This is a genomic window from Burkholderia sp. 10_S31, assembly GCF_056930375.1.
On record NZ_JBXOWK010000003.1, the window covers coordinates 3,355,602 to 3,380,056 of the forward strand.

The window sequence follows — 24,455 nt, forward strand, 5'->3', positions numbered from 1 at the left end:
GGCCGCCCGTTTTCGTTGGTGCGGCCGGCCGATGCCGCGGCGCCGCTTACTGCCGGACCGGCTTCTTCGCGAGCTTGCGCTGCAGCGTGCGGCGGTGCATGTTCAGCGCGCGCGCAGTCGCCGAGATGTTGTTGTTGTTTTCCGCGAGCACGCGCTGGATGTGCTCCCATTCGAGCCGGTCGACCGACAGCACGACCGGATTCTCAAGCGCCTCGTCGGCCTGCACTTCGCTCGCGTTGGTCTGCAGCGCGGCCAGGATCGACTCGATGTTCGCGGGCTTCGCGAGATAGTTGTCGGCGCCTTCCTTCACGGCCTGCACGGCGGTCGCGATGCTCGCGTAGCCCGTCAGCACGAGGATCCGCGCGTCGGGTTGCAGGTCGCACAGCGGCGCGATCAGGCTCAGGCCCGAATCCTCACCGAGATGCAGGTCGACGGTGATGAACTGGAACTTGCCGCCGGCCGCGAGCCGCAGCGCCCCCTCCTTGTCGTGCGCCTGCTGGACCGCGTAGCCGCGGCGCTCGAGGCCGCGCGCGAGCGTGCCCGCGAACACCTCGTTGTCGTCGATCACCAGGAAATTGTTCTCGCTCATGTGGTTTCTCCGTCTACGTGTTGGTTGAGGCGGCCGGCGCCGCGATGCGCGCCACCGGCAGGCGCAGCACCGCGCGCGTGCCGCGGCCGGAAGCGCCGGCCGGGCGGCTGTCCGGCGCGGCTGCCGCTCGTTCGGTCGTGCGCCGGCCCGACGCGGCAGCGGCGTGACCGTTCGCTCCGCCACCGGCGCGACCGTTGCCGATCGCCGCGCGCGGCGTGACATCGGACAGCTCGATCTCGCCGCCGAGGCGCACTGCCGCGCTGAACGCAAGGTACAGGCCGACCCCGTGCCCGCCCTGCGTGCTGTCGACCGGCATCGCGCCGAGCGATTCGCGCAACGCGGCCGGAATGCCCGGGCCGTCGTCGCATACTTCGAATTCGATCTGGTCGCCCGCCCGCTCGTTGTGCGCGAGCTTCGCGGCCAGCGTCACGCGGTGCGGGCTCGCCCGTGCGGCGTTGTCGAGCAGGATCGTCAGGATCTGGCCGGCCGCGACCGTATCGTCGAGCGCGACGCCCGACGGGCGCGCGCCGAGCAGCTCGAACTGCACGTGCGGATGCCGCAGGCGCCAGTGCTCGACGAACGTGTCGAGCCAGTCGTCCACCGGCTGGCGGCTCGCCGGCGCGCTCGCGCGGCTGCGCAGGCGCGCGAGCGCCGACGTGCAGAGCGTCATCTGTTCTTCCAGCACCTTCAGGTCGGCCTCGTAGCGCGCCAGCCCCGGATCGGCGCGTGCCGCGTCGCGCAACTCCTCCGCGAGCATCGCGATCGTCGACAGCGGCGTGCCCATCTCGTGCGCGACGGTAGCAGCCTGCACGCCGAGCGCGACCGCCCGCTCGTCGCGCAGCAGGTGCGCCTGCGCTTCGCCGAGCGCCGAGTCGCGCTGGCGCAGCGCGTTCGACATGCGCGCGACGAACCATGCGATCAGCCCGACGCTGACCATGAAGTTCGCCCACATCCCGGTGCGGTAGTAGTCGAACAGGTTCGCCGGGTTGTCCATGTTGAGCGGCACCGAATCGAAGCCGAGCGCCGCGTAGCACGCGACGGCGAACGCCGCGAGCCAGATCATCAGGTGCCACGGCAGCACGGCCGCCGCGATCGCGAGCGACGGCAGGTACAGCGACACGAACGGGTTGGTCGTGCCGCCCGACAGGAACAGCAGCGCCGACAGCGCGCCGAGGTCGACCCACAGCTGGCCGAGCAGCTCGAAATTGGTCTCGGGCCGCGCGCGCAGCACGCGCACCCAGGTCAGCGCGTTGAAAACGATTTCGAGCGCGATGACCATCAGCATCGCCGGCAACGGCAGATGCACGCCGAAATAGGTCTGCACGACGCCGATCGTCACGAGCTGGCCGATGATCGCGAGATTGCGCAGCCAGAACAGGTGGCTCAGGTTGACGCGCCCGGTGGTGGTGATTCGTTGCATCCGAGCAGTTTACCCGTTTAGCAGCCGGCGCCTCTACGGGGCCGGATCGGATACTCGCCCGACAGCCGGGCAAGCCGGCGTCTCGTCGGGTTGCACGGGCTCGCGCCGTCAGCCGGCCGCACCGGCCATGCGCTGCGCGATCTCGTCGGCGAGGCACCCGGGGCAGCGGCAGCGCGCGCCGGCCGCTGGCGGCGCGTCGCCAGGCAGGGCCGGCATCGACGTGCACCAGCAGTCGAACGGCTGCGTACGGGCGCCGCAGTCGAAGCTGCGCCCGCAGTGCGGGCAGCGCGCGCGGCGCGGGGTCGAACGGGCGTCGGCGGCGGAATCGGTCATGGGGCAAGCGCGGAAGCGGGCATGAACGTCACCCTACGCGACAAGCATAGCGCGGCGGACGGATTTTGCACGTCGGCCGTCCGGCCAAGGCGTGCCGCCGGCACCGCCGGATGCGCCGCTCGCCGCCCCGCCCGGACCACTGCCGTAGGGCCCCGCGCCATAGCCGGCGGGCCGCCCGCCCCGCACGATCTGCCGTCCGGCCAGCCCAAAAACCCGATGCTGCGCTGCGCCACTCCTGTACAATTCGCCCTGTTTCAACCGTTCCCAGCCAGAGCCGCCGCCATGTCCGAGCCCATCGACCTCTCGCAGATCGCCCCCACGCTGAAGGCAGAAATCCTCGCCGAGGCGCTACCGTACATCCGCCGATACCACGGCAAGACCGTGGTGATCAAATACGGCGGCAACGCGATGACGGAAGAGCGGCTCAAGCAGGGCTTCGCGCGCGACGTGATCCTGCTGAAACTGGTCGGCATCAATCCGGTGATCGTCCACGGCGGCGGTCCGCAGATCGATCACGCGCTGAAGAAGATCGGCAAGGCCGGCACCTTCATCCAGGGCATGCGCGTGACCGACGAAGAGACGATGGAAGTCGTCGAATGGGTGCTCGGCGGCGAAGTGCAGCAGGACATCGTGATGCTGATCAACCACTTCGGCGGCCATGCGGTGGGCCTGACGGGCAAGGACGGCGGCCTGATCCACGCGCGCAAGCTGCTGATGCCGGACCGCGACAACCCGGGCCAGTACATCGACATCGGCCAGGTCGGCGAAGTCGAAGCGATCAACCCGGCGGTCGTGAAGGCGCTGCAGGACGACGCGTTCATCCCGGTGATCTCGCCGATCGGCTTCGGCGCGGATGGCCTGTCGTACAACATCAACGCGGACCTCGTCGCGGGCAAGCTCGCCACGGTGCTGAACGCCGAAAAGCTGCTGATGATGACCAACATCCCCGGCGTGATGGACAAGGACGGCAACCTGCTGACCGACCTGTCCGCACGCGAGATCGACGCGCTGTTCGAAGACGGCACGATCTCGGGCGGCATGCTGCCGAAGATCTCGTCGGCGCTCGACGCCGCGAAGAGCGGCGTGAAGTCGGTGCACATCGTCGACGGCCGGATCGAGCACTCGGTGCTGCTGGAAATCCTGACCGAGCAGCCGTTCGGCACGATGATCCGCTCGCATTGAGCGCGCGCCGCCCGCCCACTCGCCCCGACTTGCCGGCGTCGCTGCGACGCCGGCGCATCTCCCGCAGCCGGCCGCGTGCCGGCGCGCCCGTCTGGCTGTTCGATCTCGACAACACGCTGCACCACGCATCGCACGCGATCTTTCCGGAGATCAACCGCGCGATGACGCAGTACATCATCGACGCGCTCCACGTCGAGCGTGCCGAGGCCGACCGGCTGCGCACCGGCTACACGCAGCGTTACGGCGCCGCGCTCCTCGGCCTCGCGCGCCATCATCCGATCGATCCGAACGACTTCCTGCGGGTCGTCCACACGTTTTCCGATTTGCCGGCGATGCTGCGCGCCGAGCGCGGCCTCGCGCGCATCGTCGCCGCGCTGCCGGGGCGCAAGTTCGTGCTGACCAACGCGCCGGAGAATTACGCGCGTGCGGTCCTGCGCGAGCTGCGCATCGAGCGGCTGTTCGAGCGCGTGATCGCGATCGAGCACATGCGCGACCGGCGCACATGGCGCGCGAAGCCCGACCACACGATGCTGCGCCGGACGCTGCGCGCCGCGCACGCGCGGCTGGCCGACGCGATCCTCGTCGAAGATACCCGCAGCCACCTGAAGCGCTACAAGCGCCTCGGCATCGGCACCGTATGGATCACCGGCCACCTGCCGGGTCATTTGCCGAACATCGGCCGTCCGCATTATGTCGACCAGCGCATTCGTTCGTTAAAATCGCTGCGACTGGGCACACGATCGGGGCGACAGAAATGCAGCCGACTTACCCGCAGGACCAAGCCGTAACGGAAGACCAGGCCACACCGTCCCGCCCGCGCCCGAAACCGGGCGAGCGGCGCGTGATGATCCTGCAGACACTCGCCGCGATGCTCGAGGCGCCCAAGCCCGAGAAAATCACGACCGCCGCGCTCGCGGCCCGGCTCGACGTGTCGGAAGCAGCGCTCTACCGGCATTTCGCCAGCAAGGCGAAGATGTACGAAGGGCTGATCGAGTTCATCGAGCAGGCGCTGTTCGGACTCGTCAACCAGATCGTCGCGAAGGAGCCGAACGGCGTACTGCAGGCGCGCACGATCGCGTTGACGATGCTCAATTTCGCCGCGAAGAACCCCGGGATGACGCGCGTGCTGACCGGCGAGGCACTGGTCGGCGAGGACGAGCGGCTCACCGAACGCGTGAACCAGCTGCTCGACCGGATCGAGGCGACCGTCAAGCAATGCCTGCGGGTCGCGCGCACGGAAGCCAGCGCGCCGCAGGACGGCGCCGCACCGTTCTCGCTACCGGCCGACTACGATCCCGCCGCCCGCGCGAGCCTGCTCGTCAGCTACGTGATCGGCCGGTGGCACCGTTTCGCGAAGGGCGGGTTCCAGAAGCCGCCCGGCGAGCAGGCCGATGCGCATTTGCGGTTGATCCTGCAGTAACGCTCGAGACGCCGACGTGCGCGCCATCGAGCGTCGCACACGCTTGGTCACACGCGTCGACGCCCAGGCGCCGAATCCGCGCTAGCCGTGGCACATGGCATGGCCTCGCCTGTCCACGCTCGCGGTACTGACAGCCGGAATCGGCGCGGGGCTCATATCCCGAGCACGCCGTCATTAATTCGCCATCCTTAATACATTCCTACCTGAACCGGCGCCGAAGCGCGCTGCATCCACCAGACAGCCTCTCGATCCTTGCAGCGCCCCCGCAACGTCGACGTCTCGGCACGTGTGTGCGGCATGCGAGTCACGTCCCCTGACGATTCTTAAAAGAAATTTAGTACTCGACCTACGTGAAAGCCAGTCGACTTAGAGATTGTCCCATTCTTTCGAATGGCTTACTCGGGAACAATATCACCTGTTTCCCGCAGCTGCTGCCGCCCCGTAGCAGCGATGCGCGACAGCGCGATGGAAACGTCCGTGCGTCGTCTTTCGACGCGAGGCCCTTACTAATAGGTACGTAAATGTCCAAAAAAGCACTTTCCATTCTGATGGCGACAGCAGGTCTCCTCGCCGCTGCCTCGTCGGCTCAGGCAGCTGACGGCACGATCACGATCACCGGCGAAATCACCGCCCAAACCTGCAACATCTCGGGCGACGGCGGCGGCAAGGATTTCACCGTCACGCTGCCCACCGTGTCGACGTCGGCGCTCTCCGTGCCGGGCTCAACGGCCGGCCGCAAACCGTTCCGTATCGCACTGTCCAACTGCTCGCCGAACTCGGGCAATGCGTCGGTGTACTTCGAACCAGGCACGACGGTCAACGCGCAAACCGGCCAGCTGTTCAACTCGACGGGTAACGCGAAGAACGTCGAGGTCGGCCTGCTGAACAAGGACGGCTCGAACATCAAGCTCGGCGCAGCCCAGGCACAGCAGAACTCGCAAACCGTGCCGATCTCGGGCGGCGCGGCAACCCTCGACTACTACGCGCAATACGTCGCGACCGGCGGCGCCTCCACCGCAGGCACGGTCGGTACGTCGGTCATGTACTCAGTCTCGTACCAGTAACCCGGTCCCCCGACCGGCGGCCCGTGCACCGCAAAGCTGCAGCGGTGAGCGGGCCGCACCGGACCAACTGTAAATATGATCATCTGTAAGGAGAACTCGGCGATGGGTATGCCAATGAACTGGCGCTTGAGCGTGGGCGCCGCAGCGCTGGTCGCGTCGCTTTCCGGCATGGGTACGGCGGACGCAAGCGTCGTGATCGGCGGAACGCGCGTGGTCTATCCGGAAAAGGAGCGCGAGGTAACGGTCAAGCTGACCAACGAAGGCGATCGTCCGTCGCTCGTGCAGGCCTGGATCGACGACGGCAACGCGAACGCGCTGCCCGACGAATCGAAAGTGCCGTTCATGCTGACACCGCCGTTGTTCCGCCTGGATCCGAAGAAAGGCCAGAGCCTGCGACTGATCTACACGCAGGAACCGCTCGCACAGGACAAGGAAACGCTGTATTGGCTCAACGTGCTCGACGTCCCGCCGCAGGCCGCGGACGACGCCAATACGCCGAACCTGCTGCAACTCGCGTTCCGCTCGCGCATCAAGCTGTTCTTCCGCCCGGCCGCGCTGCAAGGCATCGCCGACGAGTCCGCGGAAAAGGTGACCTGGAATTTCGCACCGAAAGCCGGTGGTGGCTATGCGCTGCAGGCGAAGAACCCCACGCCTTACCACGTGACGTTCACCAAGCTCACCGTCAAGTCCGGCGGCACGACCTGGACCGACGACAAAGGCGGCATGGTCAAGCCTGGCGCGACCGAGCAGTTCGACGTCGGCAACGTGCAATCGATGCCGGGCGCACCGATCGAGGTCGATTACACGTTCCTCAACGACTACGGCGCGGGCATCGAAGGCAGCTACGCACCGAAGAAAGCGCACTGACGCCACCCAGGCATTCCTGACTCAATCCGTCGCTGATCGACGGCGCTCAATCGCGCCGGCGCTAGCAGACTGTCGCTCGCAATATGACGATGCGGCATTAATTTATCGAATTCATGCGAGCGAATCATCAAAATCAACCGCTGGAAGCCACCGCACGTTTTGCGCTCAAGCCGAGCTATCTGCTCGTCATGGCGACGCTCGGCGGCTGGGCGGCCGGTGCGCAGGCTGCCGACACGACGGCCGCCTCGGCGGGCCGTTTCGACGTCGCGCAGGTTCAGTTCAACGATACGTTGATGATGAAACCGCGCGGCCAGCGGCTCGACCTCGATCGCTTCGCGAAAGGCAATCCGGTGCCTGCCGGCGACTACCTGGTCGACCTCTACGTCAACGAAACGTGGACCGGCCGCTCGACGGTGCGCTTCGACGCAACGGCAGGCGCGACCGACGCGACGCCGTGCTTCGATCGCACGCTCGTGAGCCGCCTCAACCTCGACGACCAGGCGCTGACCGACGTCGCGCGTGCCGAGCTGGCGCGCGTGCAGGCCGGCGAATGCACAACTGTCGACAAACTGGTGGGCGGCGCGACGGTCGAATTCGACATGTCCGAGCTGCGGCTGAACGTGAGCATTCCGCAGGCCGCGTTGCTGCGCAATCCGCGCGGCTACGTGAGTCCGGAACTGTGGGACAGCGGCGTGACGAGCGCGACGCTCAAGTACAACGCCAACGTGTTCCGCAACACGTCGTCGGGATACGAAAGCACGCAGGGATACGTCGGGTTGAATGCCGGCGTCAACGTCGCGAACTGGCATTTCCGGCACAACGGCACCTACACCGCACAAACGCAGGGCGACAACCGCTACCAAAGCCTCAACACGTACGTTCAACGCGACCTGCCGGCTTGGCGCAGCCAGTTGAAGATCGGCGAGACCTACACCGACGGCACGCTGTTCGACAGCGTGGGCATGCGCGGCGTCACGCTCGAGACGGACGACCGGATGCTGCCCGATTCGATGCGCGGTTACGCACCCGTGGTCCGCGGCATCGCAACGAGCAACGCGCACGTCTCGGTTTCGCAGAACGGCGCGGTGCTGTACGAAACCAACGTCGCGCCGGGGCCGTTCGAGATCAACGACCTGTACGCAACCGGCTACGGCGGCAACCTGCTCGTCACGGTCACCGAGGCCGACGGCAAGACGCACAGCTTCACGGTGCCGTATGCGGCCGTCGTGCAATCGCTGCGTCCGGGCATCTCGCGGTTCGGCGTCGCGCTCGGGCAGTTGCGCGAGCCGCAGCTCGAACGCCATCCGAATTTCGCGCAGGCCACTTATCAGCGCGGCATCAACAACCTGATAACGGGCTACGTCGGCGCGATCGTCGCGGAGAACTACCTGGCCGGGCTGGTCGGTGCGGCACTCAATACGTCGTTCGGCGCGTTCGCCACCGACGTCACGCATGCGAGCGCGCGTATTCCGGGCGCCTCCGCAACGACCGGGCAAAGCGTTCGCGTCAGCTACAGCAAGTCCGTCGAGGCGACCGGCACGAACGTCGCGGTCGCCGCGTATCGTTACTCGTCGCGCGGCTACTGGACCATGCGCGACGCGATGTATGCCCGCGAGCTCGCGGCCAAGGGCAACGATACAAACAGCGTCTACCGGCAACGCAACCAGGTCCAGCTGACGCTCAATCAGACGCTCGGCGAAAAGCGCGGCAGCCTGTTCGCGGTGGGCTCGACGGTCAACTACTGGAATCACCCCGGCACGACGACGCAGTTCCAGCTTGGCTACAACAACAGCCTGCGCGTCGCCGGCCTCAACCTGAGCTACAACCTGTCGGTCTCGCGGCAACGCGACGGCTCCACCGGCCAACTGAGCAACCAGGTGTACGCGAACGTAACGGTTCCGCTCGGCCGACGCTCGTATGCACCGACGCTGAGCGCGAGCGTCGCACGCAACAGCCAGGGCGGCACGACCGCCCAGACGTCGCTGACCGGCACCGTCGGAAAGTCCAATGCGTTCTCGTACGGCGTCAACGTCAATTCCGGCGGCGGCGCGACGTCCGGCGGCGGCAATGCGCAGTATCGCAGCCCGTTCGCAACGTTCTCCGGCAGCGCGACCGGCGGCAGCGGCTACTCGAGCGTGTCCGCCGGCGTATCGGGCGCATTCGTCGGTCACGCGGGCGGCATCACGCTCACCAACGATCTCGGCGACACCGCCGCGATCGTCGAGGCGAAAGACGCCGTCGGCGCGCAAGTCACGAACGGCACGGACGTGCGGATTGACGGGCGCGGCTACGCGGTGCTCCCGTATCTGACGCCGTACAAGATGAACACCGTCGAACTGGATCCGAAGGGCATCCCGACCGACGTCGAAATGCTGACGACCAGCCAGCAGGTCGCGCCACGTGCGAATTCGGTCGTGAAGCTCAAGTTCGGGACGGTCAGCGGTCGCGCGGTCCTGCTGACGATGCGCCAGCCTGATGGCTCGCCGGTACCGTTCGGCAGCGCCGTCATCGACGCAGGCGGCAAGACCATCGGGATGGCGGGACAGGGCGGCAAGTTGTTCGCCCGCGGCCTGAGCGACACCGGCACCCTGACGGCGAAATGGGGCAATCGCAAGACCGAAGTCTGCTCCTTCAGTTACCAACTGCCTGTCAAGCACAGCAAGAGCGACGTGTACACGCGTGTCGAATCGACATGCGACAACGCTGCAGCGTCGCATAACGCCGCCGCAACCGATGCACGGGAAGAGACTGATGATTCAATCGATACCGTTGGCGCGAAGCTTCCTCCCGGCAACGGTTCGCACTAGGAAACTCGGCATTCCCCGAATGCCTGTCCAGGCGGAATGTCACCCAATGCAAAACGGAAAGACCATGCTCAAGTATCTGCTGATTACCACGCTCTGTATCGCTGGCTCGATGTATTCAGTCGCCAGTCAAGCGCAAATTCCAAGATGCTATAACGACGAAACGGGTGCCGATTATCAGCGCAGCTTCTCTTTCGGCACTGTCCTTGTCCCGAGCGACGTACCTGACGGCACGGTTTTGGCGACAACGACCCTGACGATGCCATATCGATGCGACGCGAATACTACTTCGCCCTATGGATATTCGTTTTACTTCATGAACAATCAGCGGCCCACCGGCATTCCCGGCGTTTCGTATGTTCTGACCAGCTTGCCCGCGCCGGAATCCCTGGGGCTGCGCTTCACCAATCTCGAGACCGGAGAGGTCATGATGGTCTATAACGGCGCAACGCAGGATTGGGCACCGCCTCATACAACAACGAAACCGATTGAAGGCCGATACCGAATCAAGATCGAACTGATCAAGGCCAGCGATCGCATATACAACGCGGTCATCCCCAACGGCACCGTCGGCATATGGCAGATAGGCGCACAGAACCGGGCTCGTCCCACGTACGGATACAAGTATCAGATCTATTGGAATGAAGCCGGCAAAGGAAAGCTGGTCATCATGCCGAAGACCTGCACCGTCACCACGCCGGATATCAGGTTTCCATTGCCGCCGGTGGCCGCGAGCAAGCTCGGTACAGTGGGCATGACCGCGGGCGATACCGGATTCAACATCGGATTGAATTGCAAGTCCGGATCGAACGTCTACGTGACGCTGACTGATTTGACGAACCAGGGCAATACGGGAAATCAACTGACGCTCACGCCGGATTCGTCGGCGCAAGGCGTGAAGCTGCGCATTTTGAGAAATGGACAGCCCGTCGGCTACGGTCCGGATTCGGCCGCCATCGGCAACACGAATCAATGGTATGTCGGCCCGTCCGCAACGCTTAGCAACATTCCGCTGACCGCGCAATATATCGCGACCGGCAAGGTGTCCAGTGGAACGGTGAAGGGGGTCGCTACATTCACGATGAGTTACCAGTAGTCGCAGCACGCCGAACGGCACAGTAATTCGGTAGTACCGGTCGCCGGGTAGCGCGGAGCGACCGATACTCACTGACGGCCATCGCCCGATCGATGGTCGAACGACCTTCCATTTTGCAGTCCTTATAGATGCATCGGAAGGTTGGCTTTCGGACCAAGTCGGATGTTGTTCGTACGACCTGTCATGGCAGGTGAGCGACCTGATGACGAAGTCCATTTTTTTCTCAACCAGTACCAGAGGATTTGATATGAAGCTCGCACTCTCCAGCATCGCAGCACTCGCCGTCGTTGCCGCAGCAACCCTGCCCACCGTGGCACACGCCACCGACGGCACGATCACCATCAACGGCCAGATCGGTACGCAGACCTGCACGATCAACGGCAACGGCACGGGCGGCAAGGACTTCACCGTCGCACTGCCGAAGGTGTCGACGTCGTCGCTCGCCAGCGGCGGCTCGACGGCCGGCCGCACGCCGTTCAAGATCGGCCTGACGAACTGCTCGCCGGCAACCGGCAACGTCTACACGCACTTCGAACCGGGCACCACGGTCAACTCGACCACCGGCCAGTTGTTCAACGCAACGGGCACCGCGAAGAATGTCGAAGTCGGCCTGCTCAACGGCGACACGAGCAACATCGGCGTAGGCAAGGCCGATGAAAATTCGAAGACGGTCGCACTGTCGAACGGCGCTGCAGAGCTGCCGTATTACGCTCAGTACGTCGCGACGGGCGGCCCGGCAGGCCAAGGCACGGTGAACACCTCGGTGATGTACTCGATCATGTATCAGTAAAGTCCGAGAGCCGGCGCGCGTCCCGTGCGCCGGATCGTCACAGGGGCGCGGGGGCGCGCGCCCCTTCCCCGGCATCTTCGGCGAACCAACGCGCCATCGATCCGCATGCCGACGGCATTGTCGTTTGACCAGTCGGCACTGCACCTCGCCTCTTTCAGGATCCCCTTACCAACCAGGCCGGAAACGCTCACGCCGAGTGACTCGCAATGGGTCAAAGACACACCCCAACGCCCGCAATCATTCAGACAGTCGGTTCCGAAGCACTATCGCGCCTCACGTGTCCTCCATGCCGCCCGTCGGTCTCTTCCGAAAATTCGAACTCGTCCAATATCCAAAATCACTCAATAAAACTACTTTTCACCTATTCAAGACAAAAAAGGTGATCCGGTGAACCGCAGTTATTTCCTCTCGTCCCGAGCGCGCGTCCGACTATATGTCGCACATTCGGCCCTGCTCGCCGGCGCGGCGATGTCGTCGCCGTCAACCGCACAAGTCACGGGCGGCGGCCCGCAACGAGCCGACGGCATCGAACTCGAAGTTGCGCCGGGTGAATATTCGACGCACAAGTCCGGCGAAGCCGTGCTGTCCGCAATCAACGGCGGCATCCTGACGACCAACAGCCGGACCCGCGTCTTTTCGACCGGCAACGGCGCGGCGGGTGCCGCCGCGTGGGGCAGCCAGTCGCGCGTCGTCCTCCGCGATACCGAAATCCGGACCCGCGGCAGCTCCAGCGCCGGCATCGACCTTCGTAACGGCGGTAACGCATCCGCGGAGCGCGTGTCCATCGATACCGACGGCGACTATTCGCATGGCGCGTCCGTCGACGGCGACAATGCGCGCCTCACGCTGTCCGACAGCGTGATCGTGACGCGCGGCAAGGAAGCGCATGGCATCACGGCGATCCTGGCGCCGGGCGGCACCATCGACGTGTCCGACACGCTGATCCGTACCAGCGGCCTGTTCGGCGTCGGCCTGTCCATCAGTTACGGCGGCGTCCGGGCGACACTGACCCGCACCGATATCCGTACGGATGGCGACTATGCGTCGGTGCTGTATCTACCGAGCGCTTCCACAGTTGCATTCAGCGACTCGCACCTGGAAACCGCCGGCGACTACGCGCTCGGCGTGGACACGCGCGAGGGCAGCGTCGAGCTCGCGCGCACGCGCGTCATCACGCACGGCAACAGCGCGCACGGGCTTTATGCATCGAAGGAGTACACCGATACGCCGGCCGTCGATGCAACCGATACGTTCGTGACCACCACCGGCACGCGCGCGATCGGCGCGATCGCCCGCCTCGGCGGCAAGATCTCGATGACGCGCGGCGGCATCACGACGAGCGGCGAACGCGCGCGCGGCGTGATGTCGGCCGGTACGGACTCCGTCGCATCGCTCGTCGATACAAGCGTCGAAACCCACGGCAAGGAAGCCGTCGCGCTTTATTCGAGCGTCGGCGGCACGATCGACCTCGTGCGGACCAGCGCGCGCGCAACCGGCGACGGCGCCCATGCAGCGGCCGTCTACGGCGGCACGCTGACGATCGATGACGGCTCGCTGGTCAGCGAACGCCACGGCGCGATCGACGCATCCGACGCGATCATCTCACTGAAGAACGGCACCCGCGCCATCGGCGGCAACGGCACGCTGCTATCCGTCCATGCGGCGTCAGGCGCACCCGTGCGCCTGACGCTCGACACCGGTTCCCGTGCCGACGGCGACATCGTCAACCAGCCGACCGACGACGGCAGCCCGACGGATGCCGTGACGAACGTCGCGCTCGCCAATGCGTCCGCGTGGACCGGCGCGACCGACGTGGTCCGCTCGCTGTCGCTGGACACGAACAGCCGCTGGACCGTCACCGCCGATTCGACGGTCGGCTCCGTCGCGCTGAACGATTCGACGATCGCGTTCGCCGCACCCGCGGCCCGCGGCACGCCGACACCGCGCACACTCGTCGTGACGGGCGACTATGCGGCCCGCAACGGCCGGCTGGTTCTCCATACGACGCTGCAGGACGACGCGTCGCCCACCGACCGCCTCGTGATCGACGGCGGCCACGCGTCGGGCGACACCGGCATCGTCGTCAAGCGTTCGGGTGGCGACGGCGCGCCAACGACCGTCGGCATCCCGATCGTCGAAACGCGCAATGGCGGCACGACCGACGCGTCGGCCTTCACGCTCGATGCAGCATCGGACGGCTACCGGCAAGGCTTCGGCACATTGTCTGCCGGCGGCTACGACTACATGCTCAAGCGCGGCGGCCAGGGCGGCCGCGAGGACAACTGGTATCTCGTCTCCGCGGCAAAACCCGTTCCGCCGGAACCGCCGCAGCCACCCGGCCCCGTCGATCCCGATCCGCCGATCAGCCCGGAAATCAATCCGCCCCCTCGCACTGCCGCCCCGGAGCCGGATGCGTATCTCGCGAACGCCGATGCGGCGTCGACGATGGCAATCCACACGCTGCATCAGCGCGACGATCGCTCGCTGCGCACCGAAGCAGCCGGCCCGCTCGACGGCGCGGTCTGGCTGCGCGCCGAGGGCCAGATGACGTCGATGTCGGGCAGCAACCGCAGCGTGTCGGGCAACGGCCGCCTGATTCATGCGGGCGCCGACCTGCTCCGCTTCGACGACGGTCGCGGCGGCAGTATCCGCGCCGGCGCGATGGGCATGTACGGCAGTCAGACGAACTGGTCGACGCGCCCCCTGTGGAACGCGATCGAGCACCGCGTGATGAACGCCACCGCTCGCGGCAGCGTCTCCGGCTACAACGTCGGGCTGTATGGCACGTGGTACGGCAACCGCGACATCCTGACCGGCCCCTATGTCGACGCATGGTTCATGTACGGTGCCTATGCGAACAGCGTCGGCGGCAGCCTCGCAGCCGATTCGTACCGGTCACGCACCGTCACGGGCTCGCTGGAAACCGGCTATTCGTTCGGGTTCTATGAACGCGGCGACACACGATTCTTCGTCGAGCCCGAAGCGCAGCTCGTCGTATCCGACTATCGCGCGGATGCACACGGCACGGCCGGCGGCCGTGTCGACGGCCAGGGCTCCACCGACGTGCTCACCCGCCTGGGCGTGCGTGTGCATGGCATAACCGCGATGCCACATGGACGCGAACTTCGGCCGTTCATCGAAGCAAACTGGTGGCACGGCCCCGGCTCGCGCTCGCTGATGCTCGATCGCAATGCGTTCTCGTTCAGCGTGCCGCGCGACCGGGTTGCCGTCCGGATCGGCGCGACCGGGCAGTTGAGCCGGCAATTCTCGATTTCGGCGAGCCTCGGCGTGGAAGGCAATCTGTCCGACTATTCGGTCGTCCGGGGGCAACTCTCGGCAAAATATCGCTGGTAAGCCGCACCGACCGCCAGCGGGGCGTGAAATCCGCACCCTGCGGAATTCCGCTATACTCCTCCGATTGCCGCCTCCTTGGCGGCAGGTCGGAAGCGCGCCGATTTGCTGACTCGATTGCGGGCGCGCGAACCGGCCGGGGCCTTGAGATGTCTTTGTCCCGGCGGGTTCACTACAAATGCGGCTAAAGAGGTCGTCAGCCGCGCATCTCCGACTCCGCGCATCGCCGACACCATTTAGCTGCCCAGTCATAAGGCGGAACGAATGGAATCGATCGGCATCGTCGCTCCACAGACCATGCACTTCGCCGAACCGCTGCGCTTGCAAAGCGGCAGCGTGATCGGCAACTATCAGCTCGTCGTCGAGACGTACGGCGAGCTCAACGCCGCGCGCTCGAACGCGGTGCTCGTCTGCCACGCGCTCAACGCATCGCACCACGTCGCCGGCATCTACGCGGACGATCCGCGCAGCACCGGCTGGTGGGACAACATGGTCGGCCCCGGCAAACCGCTCGACACCAACCGCTTCTTCGTGATCGGCGTGAACAACCTCGGCTCGTGCTTCGGCTCGACCGGCCCGATGAGCGCCGACCCGTCAACGGGCAAGCCGTACGGCGCGCGTTTTCCGGTCGTCACCGTCGAGGACTGGGTGCACGCGCAGGCGCGTGTCGCCGACGCGTTCGGCATCGAGCGTTTCGCCGCGGTGATGGGCGGCAGCCTCGGCGGAATGCAGGCGCTCGCGTGGAGCCTGATGTATCCGGAACGCGTCGCGCACTGCATCGACATCGCGTCCACACCGAAGCTGTCCGCGCAGAACATCGCGTTCAACGAGGTCGCGCGCTCGGCGATCCTGTCCGATCCCGATTTTCACGGCGGCGACTACTACGCGCACGGCGTGAAACCGAAGCGCGGCCTGCGCGTCGCGCGGATGATCGGCCACATCACGTACCTGTCCGACGACGACATGGCCGAGAAATTCGGCCGTGCGCTGCGCCGCGCGGACGGCGCGCTCGACGCGTACAACTTCAGCTTCGACGTCGAGTTCGAGGTCGAGTCATACCTGCGCTACCAGGGCGACAAGTTCGCCGACTACTTCGACGCGAACACGTACCTGCTGATTACGCGTGCGCTCGACTACTTCGATCCGGCCAAGGCGTTCGACGGCAACCTGAGCGCCGCACTCGCGCGCACGCAGGCGAAATACCTGATCGCGAGCTTCTCGACCGACTGGCGTTTCGCGCCGGCGCGTTCCCGCGAGATCGTGAAGGCACTGCTCGACAACAAGCGCACGGTCAGCTACGCGGAGATCGACGCGCCGCACGGCCACGACGCGTTCCTGCTCGACGACGCGCGCTATCACAACCTGCTCCGCGCGTATTACGAACGAATCGCCATCGAGGTGGGTGCATGAACCAGCAAGCGCTGAATTCCCTGTCCGCACGCGCGGACTTTCGCGCGATCGCCCGCTGGGTCGAACCGCGCGCAACCGTGCTCGACCTCGGCTGCGGCGACGGCTCGCTGCTGTCGCTGCTGTCGGAAGAGCTGGACGTGTCCGGCTACGGGATCGAACTGAACGACGCAGGCGTGCTCGCGAGCACGAAGAACGGGATCAACGTGATCCAGCAGAACCTCGAGGACGGCCTGCGCCTGTTCGAAGACCACAGCTTCGATTTCGCGATCCTGTCGCAAACGCTGCAGACGATCCACCAGACGGCCGCGATCCTGCGCGAAACCGCGCGGGTCGGGCGCGAGTGCATCGTGTCGTTCCCGAACTTCGGCTACTGGGCGCACCGGCTGTCGGTGCTGCGCGGCCGGATGCCGGTGTCGAAGTCGCTGCCTTACCAGTGGCACAACACGCCGAACGTGCGGGTGCTGACGATCAAGGATTTCGAGGCGCTCGCGCCGGAAGTCGGCGTCACGATCCTCGACCGCATCGTGCTGCACGAAGGCCAGCCGATTCGATGGGGAGCGAACTGGCGTGGTAGTCTTGCTGTCTACCGCGTCAAGCGCAGCTGAGCCGGGGAGCCGTTGACGGACGCCGACGGTCTGCACGCACGTGCGGCTGCGCCCCTGCGCTACCCGCGCCGCCTGCGCTGCCGCCGCAATCAGTCAACGCTACCCAGTTCCAGTCCATGTCCAAAACGCCACACGAGGCGCCCGCGCTCACCGCTCACGAGGATCACCCCGGCTGGCGAGCCTATCTGAACACGCACATGCTGATCTGCGTGTTCCTGGGGTTCACGTCGGGTCTGCCCCTGTTCACGCTCGTCTACCTCGTGCAGGCATGGCTGCGCTCCGAGGGCGTGAACCTGAAGGAAATCGGCCTGTTCGCGCTGATCCAGTTCCCGTATACGTGGAAGTTCCTGTGGGCGCCGCTGATGGACCGCTACATCCCGCGCCTGCCCGGCTGGCGGCCGGGCCGCCGGCGCGGCTGGCTGCTGCTCACGCAGATACTGGTCGCGGGCGCGATCGCCGCGCTCGGCTTCGTGTCGCCGCGCGACTCGATCTGGACGGTCGCCGCGCTCACGACGCTCGTCGCGTTCTTCGGCGCGAGCGCCGACATCGTGATCGACGCGTACCGCCGCGAGCTGCTGCGCGACACCGAGCAGGGCCTCGGCAACGCGGTGCACGTGAACGCGTACAAGCTCGCCGCGCTGATCCCCGGCTCGCTGGCGCTGATCCTGTCCGACCACATGCCGTGGGACGCCGTGTTCGCGCTCACCGGCGCGTTCATGCTGCCGGGCATCCTGATGACGCTCGTCGTGCGCGAGCCCGAAGTGGTCGGCGCGCCGCCGCGCAACCTGCGCGACGCGATCGTGCTGCCGTTCCGCGAATTCATCCAGCGCGACGGCTGGGCCGGCGCGCTGCTCGTCATCGCGTTCATCTTCCTGTTCAAGATCGGCGACACGATGGCCACCACGCTGTCGACGTCGTTCTTCCTCGACATCGGCTTCACGCGTACCGAGATCGGCATCGTCGCGAAAACCACCGCGCTCGTCGCGAGCGTCGCCGGCGGCATCATCGGTGGCGTCTGGCTCGTGAAGATCGGGATCGGCCGCGGGCTGTGGATCTTCGGCGCGCTGCAAATGGTGTCGACGCTCGGCTTCGCGTGGCTCGCGCAGCTCGGCCCCGGCTCGCCCGTGCTTGCCGTGCTGTACGACTTCACGGTATCGACAAGCCATGCGATCGCGTCGGCGCTGTCGGTGTTCGGCATCGCCGTCACGCCGCAGTTCAGCCCGATGACGGTCGCGCTCGCGATCGTCTACGGCACCGAAACCTTCACCACCGGCCTGACGATGGCCGCGTTCGTCGCGTACATCGCAAGCACGACCGACCCGCGCTACACGGCCACGCAGTTCGCGCTGTTCACGAGCCTCGCGTCCGTGCCGCGCACGCTCGCGTCGGCGGCGAGCGGCTTCATCGTCGCGAAGATCGGCTGGTTCGACTACTTCATCGTGTGCACCGCGCTCGCGATTCCCGGCATGCTGCTGCTGTTCAAGATCGCGCCGTGGAACGGTGTCGCGCGCAACGGCGAGGCCAGCCGTGCGCAATGATCGATTGCATCGCGTCGCACGCGTTGCCGCCGCGCTGAGCGTCGGCATCGCGACGCTCGGCGCGGCGGGAAGCGCGCATGCCGCCGACGCCAGTGCGACCGCGGCCGGCTCCGCACCCGCCACCGTGCCGGCTGCGCCGTCCACGCCGGCGGCCCCGGTTCCGCCGTCCGCCGCCGAAGCCGCGCAGCCGACCGGCGCGGCAGTACCCGCGAAAGCCTATACACCGACCCCGCAGCAGGTCCGCTACGGCAACGCGATCGCGTTCCGCACGCTGATCCCGTCGCCGCTGCTCGAACAGCTCACCGCGAGCGAATACGCGCAGATCGTGCAGGCCGCCGCCGACAGCGACCGCCTGCTGCCCGCGAACCAGCCGCGCGTGAAACGCCTGCGCGCGATCGTGATGAAGCTCGCGCCGTATTCGGTGAAGTGGAACGATCGCGTGAAGAACTGGGCGTGGGACGTCAACGCGATCCGCTCGCGCGACATCCGCGTCACCTGCCTGCCGGGAGGCAAGGTGCTCGTGTACGGCGGCCTGCTCGATCGCGTCCGCCTGAACGATGACGAGTTCGGCGTGCTGCTCGCGCATGGCATCGCGCATGCGCTGCGCGAACACGCGCGCAGCAATTTCAGCGCGACGTCGCAAACGTCGCTGCGCGCGGCCGCGCTGCCGCCGCTGTTCGGCGTCGGCGATCCGCTGCCGCAGGCGCTGAACCTCGGCGCACGCCTGCAGACGCTGCGCTACGACCCGACCGACGAAACCGAAGCCGACGTGATCGGCGGCGACATCGCCGCCCGCGCGGGCTTCGATCCGCGCGCGGCGATCACGCTGTGGGACAAGCTCGCGGCCGCGACGCGCGCGAACAAGACGTCGGGCTTCATCTACATGCACCCGTACGGCGCGACGCGGCGGCAGGATCTGCTGAACCGCCTGCCGGACCTGATGCCGCTGTATGCGAAGGCGATTGGCAAACGGGTCGACACGCTCCCGGACTACGCCGGCATCAGCGCGCAGCGGCGCAAGGTCGTGCGGCGCTGAGCACCGCAGCCCGCGGCTTTCTCATCGGACCTGGCCGGAGCGTGATGCGGCGCTACGCGCCGACGTCCGATTCGACCGGTCGGCTGCCGCTCTCGCGCATCCAGCGCACTTCGTCACCAGGGCTGCGGCCGAATAGCCGCTTGAACTCGCGGCTGAACTGCGACGCGCTCGCATAGCCGACTCGCGCGGCGGCAGCACCCGCGCCGACGCCGTCCTGCACCATCATCAATCGTGCCTGGTGCAGCCGCGCGGTCTTGACATACTGCATCGGCGACGTCGCCGTCACGTGCTTGAACTGGGCGTGGAACACCGCGAGGCTCATCCCGGCTTCGCGCGCGAGCGTTTCGACATCGAGATCGGCCTTCAGGTCCGCATGGATGCGCCGCAGCGCCTTCGCGACGCGGCCGAAATGATGCTGCTGGACGAGCGCCGCGCGAATTGCGTCGCCCTGCGCGCCCGTCAGTACGCGGTACGCGATCTCGCGCATGATCGCCGGCCCGAGCACGCACGTGTCGTGCCGCGACGCGAGCGCTTCGAGCAGCCGCACCACCGCGTCGGCGAGCGGCGCATCGAGCGACGTCGAATAGACGCCGTGCGGCTCACTGACCGCCGCGCCGAGTGTCTCGTCGAGCAGGATCGCGAGTTCGGCGATCACCGCGAGATCGACGCGGATCGAGATCGCGAGAAACGGCTCGTCCATGCTCGCGAAGGTCTCGCATTCGAACGGCAGCGGCACCGACAGCACGAGATATTGCTGCGCGTCGTAGACGAACGAGCGGTCGCCGAGATAGCCGAGCTTGCGGCCCTGGCATACGACGATGATGCTCGGCTCGTACAGCACCGGCATGCGCGGCACGGGACGGCTCACGCGGATGAAACGCACGCCGTCGAGCGCCGCCAGCGTATCGCCGTCGTTCGGTGCGAGGCGCGAATGCAGCTCGATCATGCGGCGCCGCACACGCTCGCCCGAGTCGTCGAAAAGGGGCTGGAAACTCATCGGCGTCCTGTCCGGCAAGAGAATCTGGCTCGCAATGTAGCACCTTGAAAGCGTTTTGACGGCCGTTCGCGCGAAATTCGAGAGGAATAGGCAAATCTTCGAGACCTTCGTGTATTTCGCCGACGCGGCGCGCTCCTTACGATGGGCACCTGTCTCGCCGCGTCGCCACATGGTGCGGCGGCAGTCTGATTCGCCGGATGTTTTTCCCGGACAAGGAGCCCCTGCATGAGCACAACTTACGCTTACGCGGCGACCGACGCGCACTCGCCGCTCGCCCCGTTCGAATTCCAGCGCCGCGCGCTGCGCGACCTCGACGTCCAGATCGAGGTGCTCTACTGCGGCGTCTGCCACTCGGACCTGCACCAGGCCCGCAACGAATGGCGCAACACGATCTACCCGGTCGTGCCGGGCCATGAAATCGTCGGCCGCGTGACCGCAATCGGCCCGCAGGTATCGCGCTTCAAGGTCGGCGAGCTGGTCGGCGTCGGCTGTCTCGTCGATTCGTGCCGCACCTGCCCGAGCTGCGCGGAAGGCCTCGAGCAGTATTGCGAGAACGGCTTCGTCGGCACCTACAACGGCCAGGATCGCGTGACGGGCGAGCTCACGTACGGCGGCTATTCGACGCAACTCGTCGTCGACGAGGCGTTCGTGCTGCGCGTGCCGGACACGCTCGACCCGGCCGGCGCCGCGCCGCTGCTGTGCGCGGGGATCACGACCTACTCGCCGCTGCGGCAGTGGAACGTCGGTCCCGGCAAGAAGGTCGGCATCGTCGGTCTCGGCGGCCTCGGCCACATGGGCGTGAAGCTGGCGCGCGCGATGGGTGCGCACGTCGTGCTGTTCACGACGTCGCCGTCGAAGATCGAGGACGGCAAGCGGCTCGGCGCGCACGAAGTGGTGATCTCGAAGGACGAAGCGCAGATGAACGCGCACCTGAACAGCTTCGACTTCATCCTGAACACGGTCGCCGCGCAGCACGACCTGAACCCGTTTCTGAACCTGCTGAAGCGCGACGGCACGATGACGCTCGTCGGCGCGCCGGAGCACGACCATCCGTCGCCGCAGGTGTTCAACCTGATCTTCAAGCGCCGCCGCCTCGCGGGCTCGCTGATCGGCGGGATCGCGGAGACGCAGGAAATGCTCGACTTCTGCGCGGAGCACGGCATCACGTCGGATATCGAAACGATTCCGATGCAGCAGATCAATGCCGCTTACGAGCGCATGCTGAAGAGCGACGTGAAGTACCGGTTCGTGGTGGACATGGCGTCGCTCAAGCACTGAGCAACGATTCGGCGTTTCAGTCAGCCGGTCGGATGATGTCGTGAAATGGCGGCACGGACGCGAATCGCGTCACGTGCCGCCGCATGCGATCACGCCAGCCAGTGAAATAACGGGCCTGTAGCGGTTGTTACAAACGTGGGCGCGCGGCAAGTAGTCTGTCCCATCTTGAAGGTGGCAGCGTTATTTCATCGTCGCCATCATCCGAATCTCCCCTCAAGAAGTAAGCAGAACGACCGTTTATGGACCACTCAATCTCCGGGCTCGATGTAGTGAACGTACGTTGGGCGAGCAACTTTCTACTCTTTGCGTCGAACAACCGTCCTACGTACTTGGAACTCCCCCCAGGCACCCATTTCAGCAAGCATCGCTCTGCAATGTAAAGGCCATCCAAAGATGGCTGAACTCTGGCACCCGGTTCCATCCGGCGTGCTGTTGAAGAGACTCGCGTAACACATGTAGATGGCGGCCAATATCACGGCCGCCTTGCCGATCTTCGTCGCTCTAGCACGTGACGCCTCTTGCCACGTGCGCCACTTGATTGCCGTGAAGGCGATAGTCATCAATGCGGCAGATGCGCCGAACAGCGCCGCGAGCGGCTCACCGAAATCAATTATCACGGCGACACCTCAAAGTGCATACGCGGACGCCCAGCCAAGACCCTGTCCCACATCGAAAGTGGAAACGTGATGAATGTGGACTCGTCACCTCCGCGGGAGAACGACATACTGTTGTCGAACCACGAGATTTCAGGAGTCGGCGTGCTAAAGGTGCGCTGTACCGCCAGTTTCCCGCTGCCCGCGTCAAATATCCTCCCGACGTACGTCGAACTCCCGCCAGGAACCCATTTCAGCAGGCACAGCTCCGCCATATAGCGGCCGTCTGACGATGCTGAACTCCGGCATCCGGTTCCATTCGGCGTGCTGTTGAAGAAGCCGACATAGCACATGTAGATAGCAACCGATATCGCGGCCACCTTGCCGATCTTCGTCGCTCTCGCACGTGACACCTCTTGCCACGTGCGCCACTTGATTGCCACGACGGTGATGGCAATCAATGCGACAGATGCGCCGAACAGCGCCGCGAGCGGCTCACCGAAATCAACCATCATGACGACACCTCGATCGGCGTGCGAGTGGGACAACCAATGGTGTCATCCGCCGTTCAATTGATTTTCGCCGCTTCTCCATGTTGCAAGGATGTTCTTCCGCTGTATCAGACTTCGGCAGCGTGATGGTCTTGGCTGATCGAATCATAGATAGATCTTGATACTCGGATTGACAGGAACATAACGACAATCAGAGTAGATGATGAAATCCCCACCTCGTTGATGCTTGATCGCCCACTGTCGAAAATCGGCGTTGTGCACCGGATAGTAGACGTTTCCCTTCGTCGCAGGATTTCCAAGCATGACGGCGGATTTGACATACGGGATCTGGGCCGCGAACGTATCGAGCGGCACGACGATGACGCCGTTACTGCTCCAGTGGCCCAAGTATTGCGAACGGTCGCCGGGTTTGTCGGTGAATGTGTAGTTATCTTTCACGTATACCCAAATGCCGGTTACCTCGACCACGGTCCGGCGCCATTCGACATCCCAGGAGAACTGTGCACGACCAAGGGCGGCGTAGATGACGAACGAACCGAGTGCACCGGTGAGATCGTCAGGAGCACCACTACGCTCCCACTCCGCTGTCAGCAATAGATTTATCTTCTGCCCGAACGTCCCATCGACTGCGACATACTGAAATTGAAAATTGCGATGCAAGGTCACGGGATTGCTTTTGCAAATGTCTCCGGTGAAGAGATCAATCACCTGGTCCTTGTGCGTCGCGAGCATCTTGGTGAGCTCACCGATTCCCTGAGGTGATCGAATGGCTTCGCGGATCAGATAGTCATATTTCTCCTTGGCACGAGGAAAGCGGAACACCCAATCCAGCTTTATCGTCGTCGTATCGTACATATCAGGCGGATAGGGCTTGCCGTCCTGATTGATCTCCGCCCCTTCGTCGGCGTCGACCTGCGAATAGTTGAGCCGTCCGGCAAACCATCGCTCCATCAACTCGGCCGAGTTCGGCAAAAAGATCTTGCGCATCGCCCGCGGAATTTCCTGAATATCGAACGGCGGGACAGTCGACTCCTTTTCCTGTTTCTTGACCGGTGCAGGCTTGTGTTCCTTCGGCGGATCAGGTGTGTTCAGCCATTTCTTGAAGCGCGAAATTCCCTCGGCCGCGGCCAACAGCCCATCGAAGGTATTGTTCACGCGATCCTTGTGAGTCAACCGCCGGGGGCGCGGCTTCGGGGGCTCGGGCTTCTTCGGCGGCTCTGGCAATGGTGGTGGCGCCTTGCCCATTGACAACGTCGCATCACGAACAATTTCGCAACCATCCTTGCCTTCGCATCGCGTCCATATCCAGAAGATCTTGTTGATCTCTGTAATACGACAGCTTCATCATCGCGCTCCCATTCCGTCCCCGTCGTTCGACATGAAGCGCGGGCTCGCACAATCACGCCCGCCCACATGACTGGTCATTGGTGATTCGCACCTTCAGCCCGCACACGCCATTTCGACAGACAGTCTTCCGAAAACGCGCACACGCGAAAATAGGAGGAGTACGAAAATTTGATGAAATGTACGCCAAGCGCCTGAAGTAACTTCGTGGTGCATGGGAGAAATG

The 24,455-nt window shown here is 65.1% G+C and carries 20 protein-coding genes; 14 read left to right on the forward strand and 6 right to left on the reverse strand.

What is annotated here, in order from left to right:
- Positions 1-46 precede the first annotated feature (46 nt).
- From AC1Z3W_RS35820 to AC1Z3W_RS35830, 3 genes are all read right to left on the reverse strand, one after another.
- Complete coding sequence (locus AC1Z3W_RS35820) at positions 47-589, reverse strand: response regulator transcription factor (protein WP_057924605.1); 543 nt, start codon at positions 587-589, stop codon at positions 47-49.
- Between the two features lie 13 nt (positions 590-602).
- The gene (locus tag AC1Z3W_RS35825; RefSeq protein WP_057924606.1) at positions 603-2,009 is read right to left on the reverse strand and encodes an ATP-binding protein; all 1,407 of its coding nucleotides are present in this window, start codon (positions 2,007-2,009) and stop codon (positions 603-605) included.
- 108 nt (positions 2,010-2,117) lie between these two features.
- Entirely contained in the window at positions 2,118-2,342 is a 225-nt protein-coding gene (locus tag AC1Z3W_RS35830) for a cysteine-rich CWC family protein (RefSeq protein WP_483509459.1), read from the reverse strand.
- A 282-nt stretch (positions 2,343-2,624) separates the two neighbouring features.
- Between AC1Z3W_RS35830 and argB the strand changes: the two genes are divergently transcribed.
- The 13 genes from argB (at position 2,625) to AC1Z3W_RS35895 (ending at position 19,505) form a co-directional block, all read left to right on the forward strand.
- Positions 2,625-3,524: an acetylglutamate kinase gene (gene argB / locus AC1Z3W_RS35835; RefSeq protein ID WP_057924608.1), complete on the forward strand. Its 900-nt coding sequence runs from the start codon at positions 2,625-2,627 to the stop codon at positions 3,522-3,524.
- A complete protein-coding gene (locus AC1Z3W_RS35840) occupies positions 3,521-4,312 on the forward strand; it encodes a pyrimidine 5'-nucleotidase (RefSeq protein ID WP_057924609.1) in 792 nt (263 codons plus the stop codon). The genes argB and AC1Z3W_RS35840 overlap by 4 nt, the downstream gene beginning before the upstream one ends.
- Positions 4,279-4,944: a nucleoid occlusion factor SlmA gene (gene slmA / locus AC1Z3W_RS35845; RefSeq protein ID WP_057924610.1), complete on the forward strand. Its 666-nt coding sequence runs from the start codon at positions 4,279-4,281 to the stop codon at positions 4,942-4,944. Before AC1Z3W_RS35840 ends, slmA begins: the two co-directional genes overlap by 34 nt.
- Positions 4,945-5,465: 521 nt before the next feature.
- A complete protein-coding gene (locus AC1Z3W_RS35850; RefSeq protein ID WP_057924611.1) occupies positions 5,466-6,008 on the forward strand; it encodes a fimbrial protein in 543 nt (180 codons plus the stop codon).
- 102 nt (positions 6,009-6,110) lie between these two features.
- Entirely contained in the window at positions 6,111-6,875 is a 765-nt protein-coding gene (locus AC1Z3W_RS35855) for a fimbrial biogenesis chaperone (protein WP_082664573.1), read from the forward strand.
- A gap of 113 nt (positions 6,876-6,988) precedes the next feature.
- Entirely contained in the window at positions 6,989-9,682 is a 2,694-nt protein-coding gene (locus tag AC1Z3W_RS35860) for a fimbria/pilus outer membrane usher protein (RefSeq protein WP_175825867.1), read from the forward strand.
- 64 nt (positions 9,683-9,746) lie between these two features.
- Positions 9,747-10,775 (forward strand): fimbrial protein, encoded by a 1,029-nt coding sequence (locus AC1Z3W_RS35865; RefSeq protein WP_175825866.1) that lies wholly within the window; start codon positions 9,747-9,749, stop codon positions 10,773-10,775.
- 247 nt (positions 10,776-11,022) lie between these two features.
- Entirely contained in the window at positions 11,023-11,565 is a 543-nt protein-coding gene (locus AC1Z3W_RS35870; RefSeq protein WP_057924614.1) for a fimbrial protein, read from the forward strand.
- Positions 11,566-12,033: 468 nt separating this feature from the next.
- A complete protein-coding gene (locus AC1Z3W_RS35875) occupies positions 12,034-14,919 on the forward strand; it encodes an autotransporter family protein (RefSeq protein ID WP_483509460.1) in 2,886 nt (961 codons plus the stop codon).
- A 261-nt stretch (positions 14,920-15,180) separates the two neighbouring features.
- Positions 15,181-16,326, forward strand: coding sequence for a homoserine O-succinyltransferase MetX (gene metX / locus AC1Z3W_RS35880; protein WP_057924616.1), 1,146 nt, complete (start codon positions 15,181-15,183; stop codon positions 16,324-16,326).
- Positions 16,323-16,931 carry a methionine biosynthesis protein MetW gene (gene metW / locus AC1Z3W_RS35885; protein ID WP_057924617.1) on the forward strand — a complete coding sequence of 203 codons (609 nt, stop codon included), beginning with the start codon at positions 16,323-16,325 and terminating at the stop codon, positions 16,929-16,931. Before metX ends, metW begins: the two co-directional genes overlap by 4 nt.
- Positions 16,932-17,047: 116 nt before the next feature.
- Entirely contained in the window at positions 17,048-18,469 is a 1,422-nt protein-coding gene (locus AC1Z3W_RS35890; RefSeq protein WP_057924618.1) for an AmpG family muropeptide MFS transporter, read from the forward strand.
- A complete protein-coding gene (locus tag AC1Z3W_RS35895; protein ID WP_057924823.1) occupies positions 18,459-19,505 on the forward strand; it encodes a M48 family metallopeptidase in 1,047 nt (348 codons plus the stop codon). The genes AC1Z3W_RS35890 and AC1Z3W_RS35895 overlap by 11 nt, the downstream gene beginning before the upstream one ends.
- 52 nt (positions 19,506-19,557) lie before the next feature.
- On the opposite strand, the gene AC1Z3W_RS35900 is transcribed toward AC1Z3W_RS35895, so the two are convergent.
- Positions 19,558-20,502, reverse strand: a complete 945-nt coding sequence (locus AC1Z3W_RS35900) for an AraC family transcriptional regulator (protein ID WP_175825864.1) — start codon at positions 20,500-20,502, stop codon at positions 19,558-19,560.
- 225 nt (positions 20,503-20,727) lie between these two features.
- Here AC1Z3W_RS35900 and AC1Z3W_RS35905 point away from each other — a divergent pair, with 225 nt between their 5' ends.
- Positions 20,728-21,780 carry an NAD(P)-dependent alcohol dehydrogenase gene (locus AC1Z3W_RS35905; RefSeq protein ID WP_483509461.1) on the forward strand — a complete coding sequence of 351 codons (1,053 nt, stop codon included), beginning with the start codon at positions 20,728-20,730 and terminating at the stop codon, positions 21,778-21,780.
- A 613-nt stretch (positions 21,781-22,393) separates the two neighbouring features.
- On the opposite strand, the gene AC1Z3W_RS35910 is transcribed toward AC1Z3W_RS35905, so the two are convergent.
- Entirely contained in the window at positions 22,394-22,888 is a 495-nt protein-coding gene (locus AC1Z3W_RS35910) for a hypothetical protein (protein ID WP_124833757.1), read from the reverse strand.
- A gap of 141 nt (positions 22,889-23,029) precedes the next feature.
- Positions 23,030-24,040, reverse strand: coding sequence for a DUF6402 family protein (locus AC1Z3W_RS35915; RefSeq protein ID WP_244104870.1), 1,011 nt, complete (start codon positions 24,038-24,040; stop codon positions 23,030-23,032).
- Positions 24,041-24,455 lie beyond the last annotated feature (415 nt).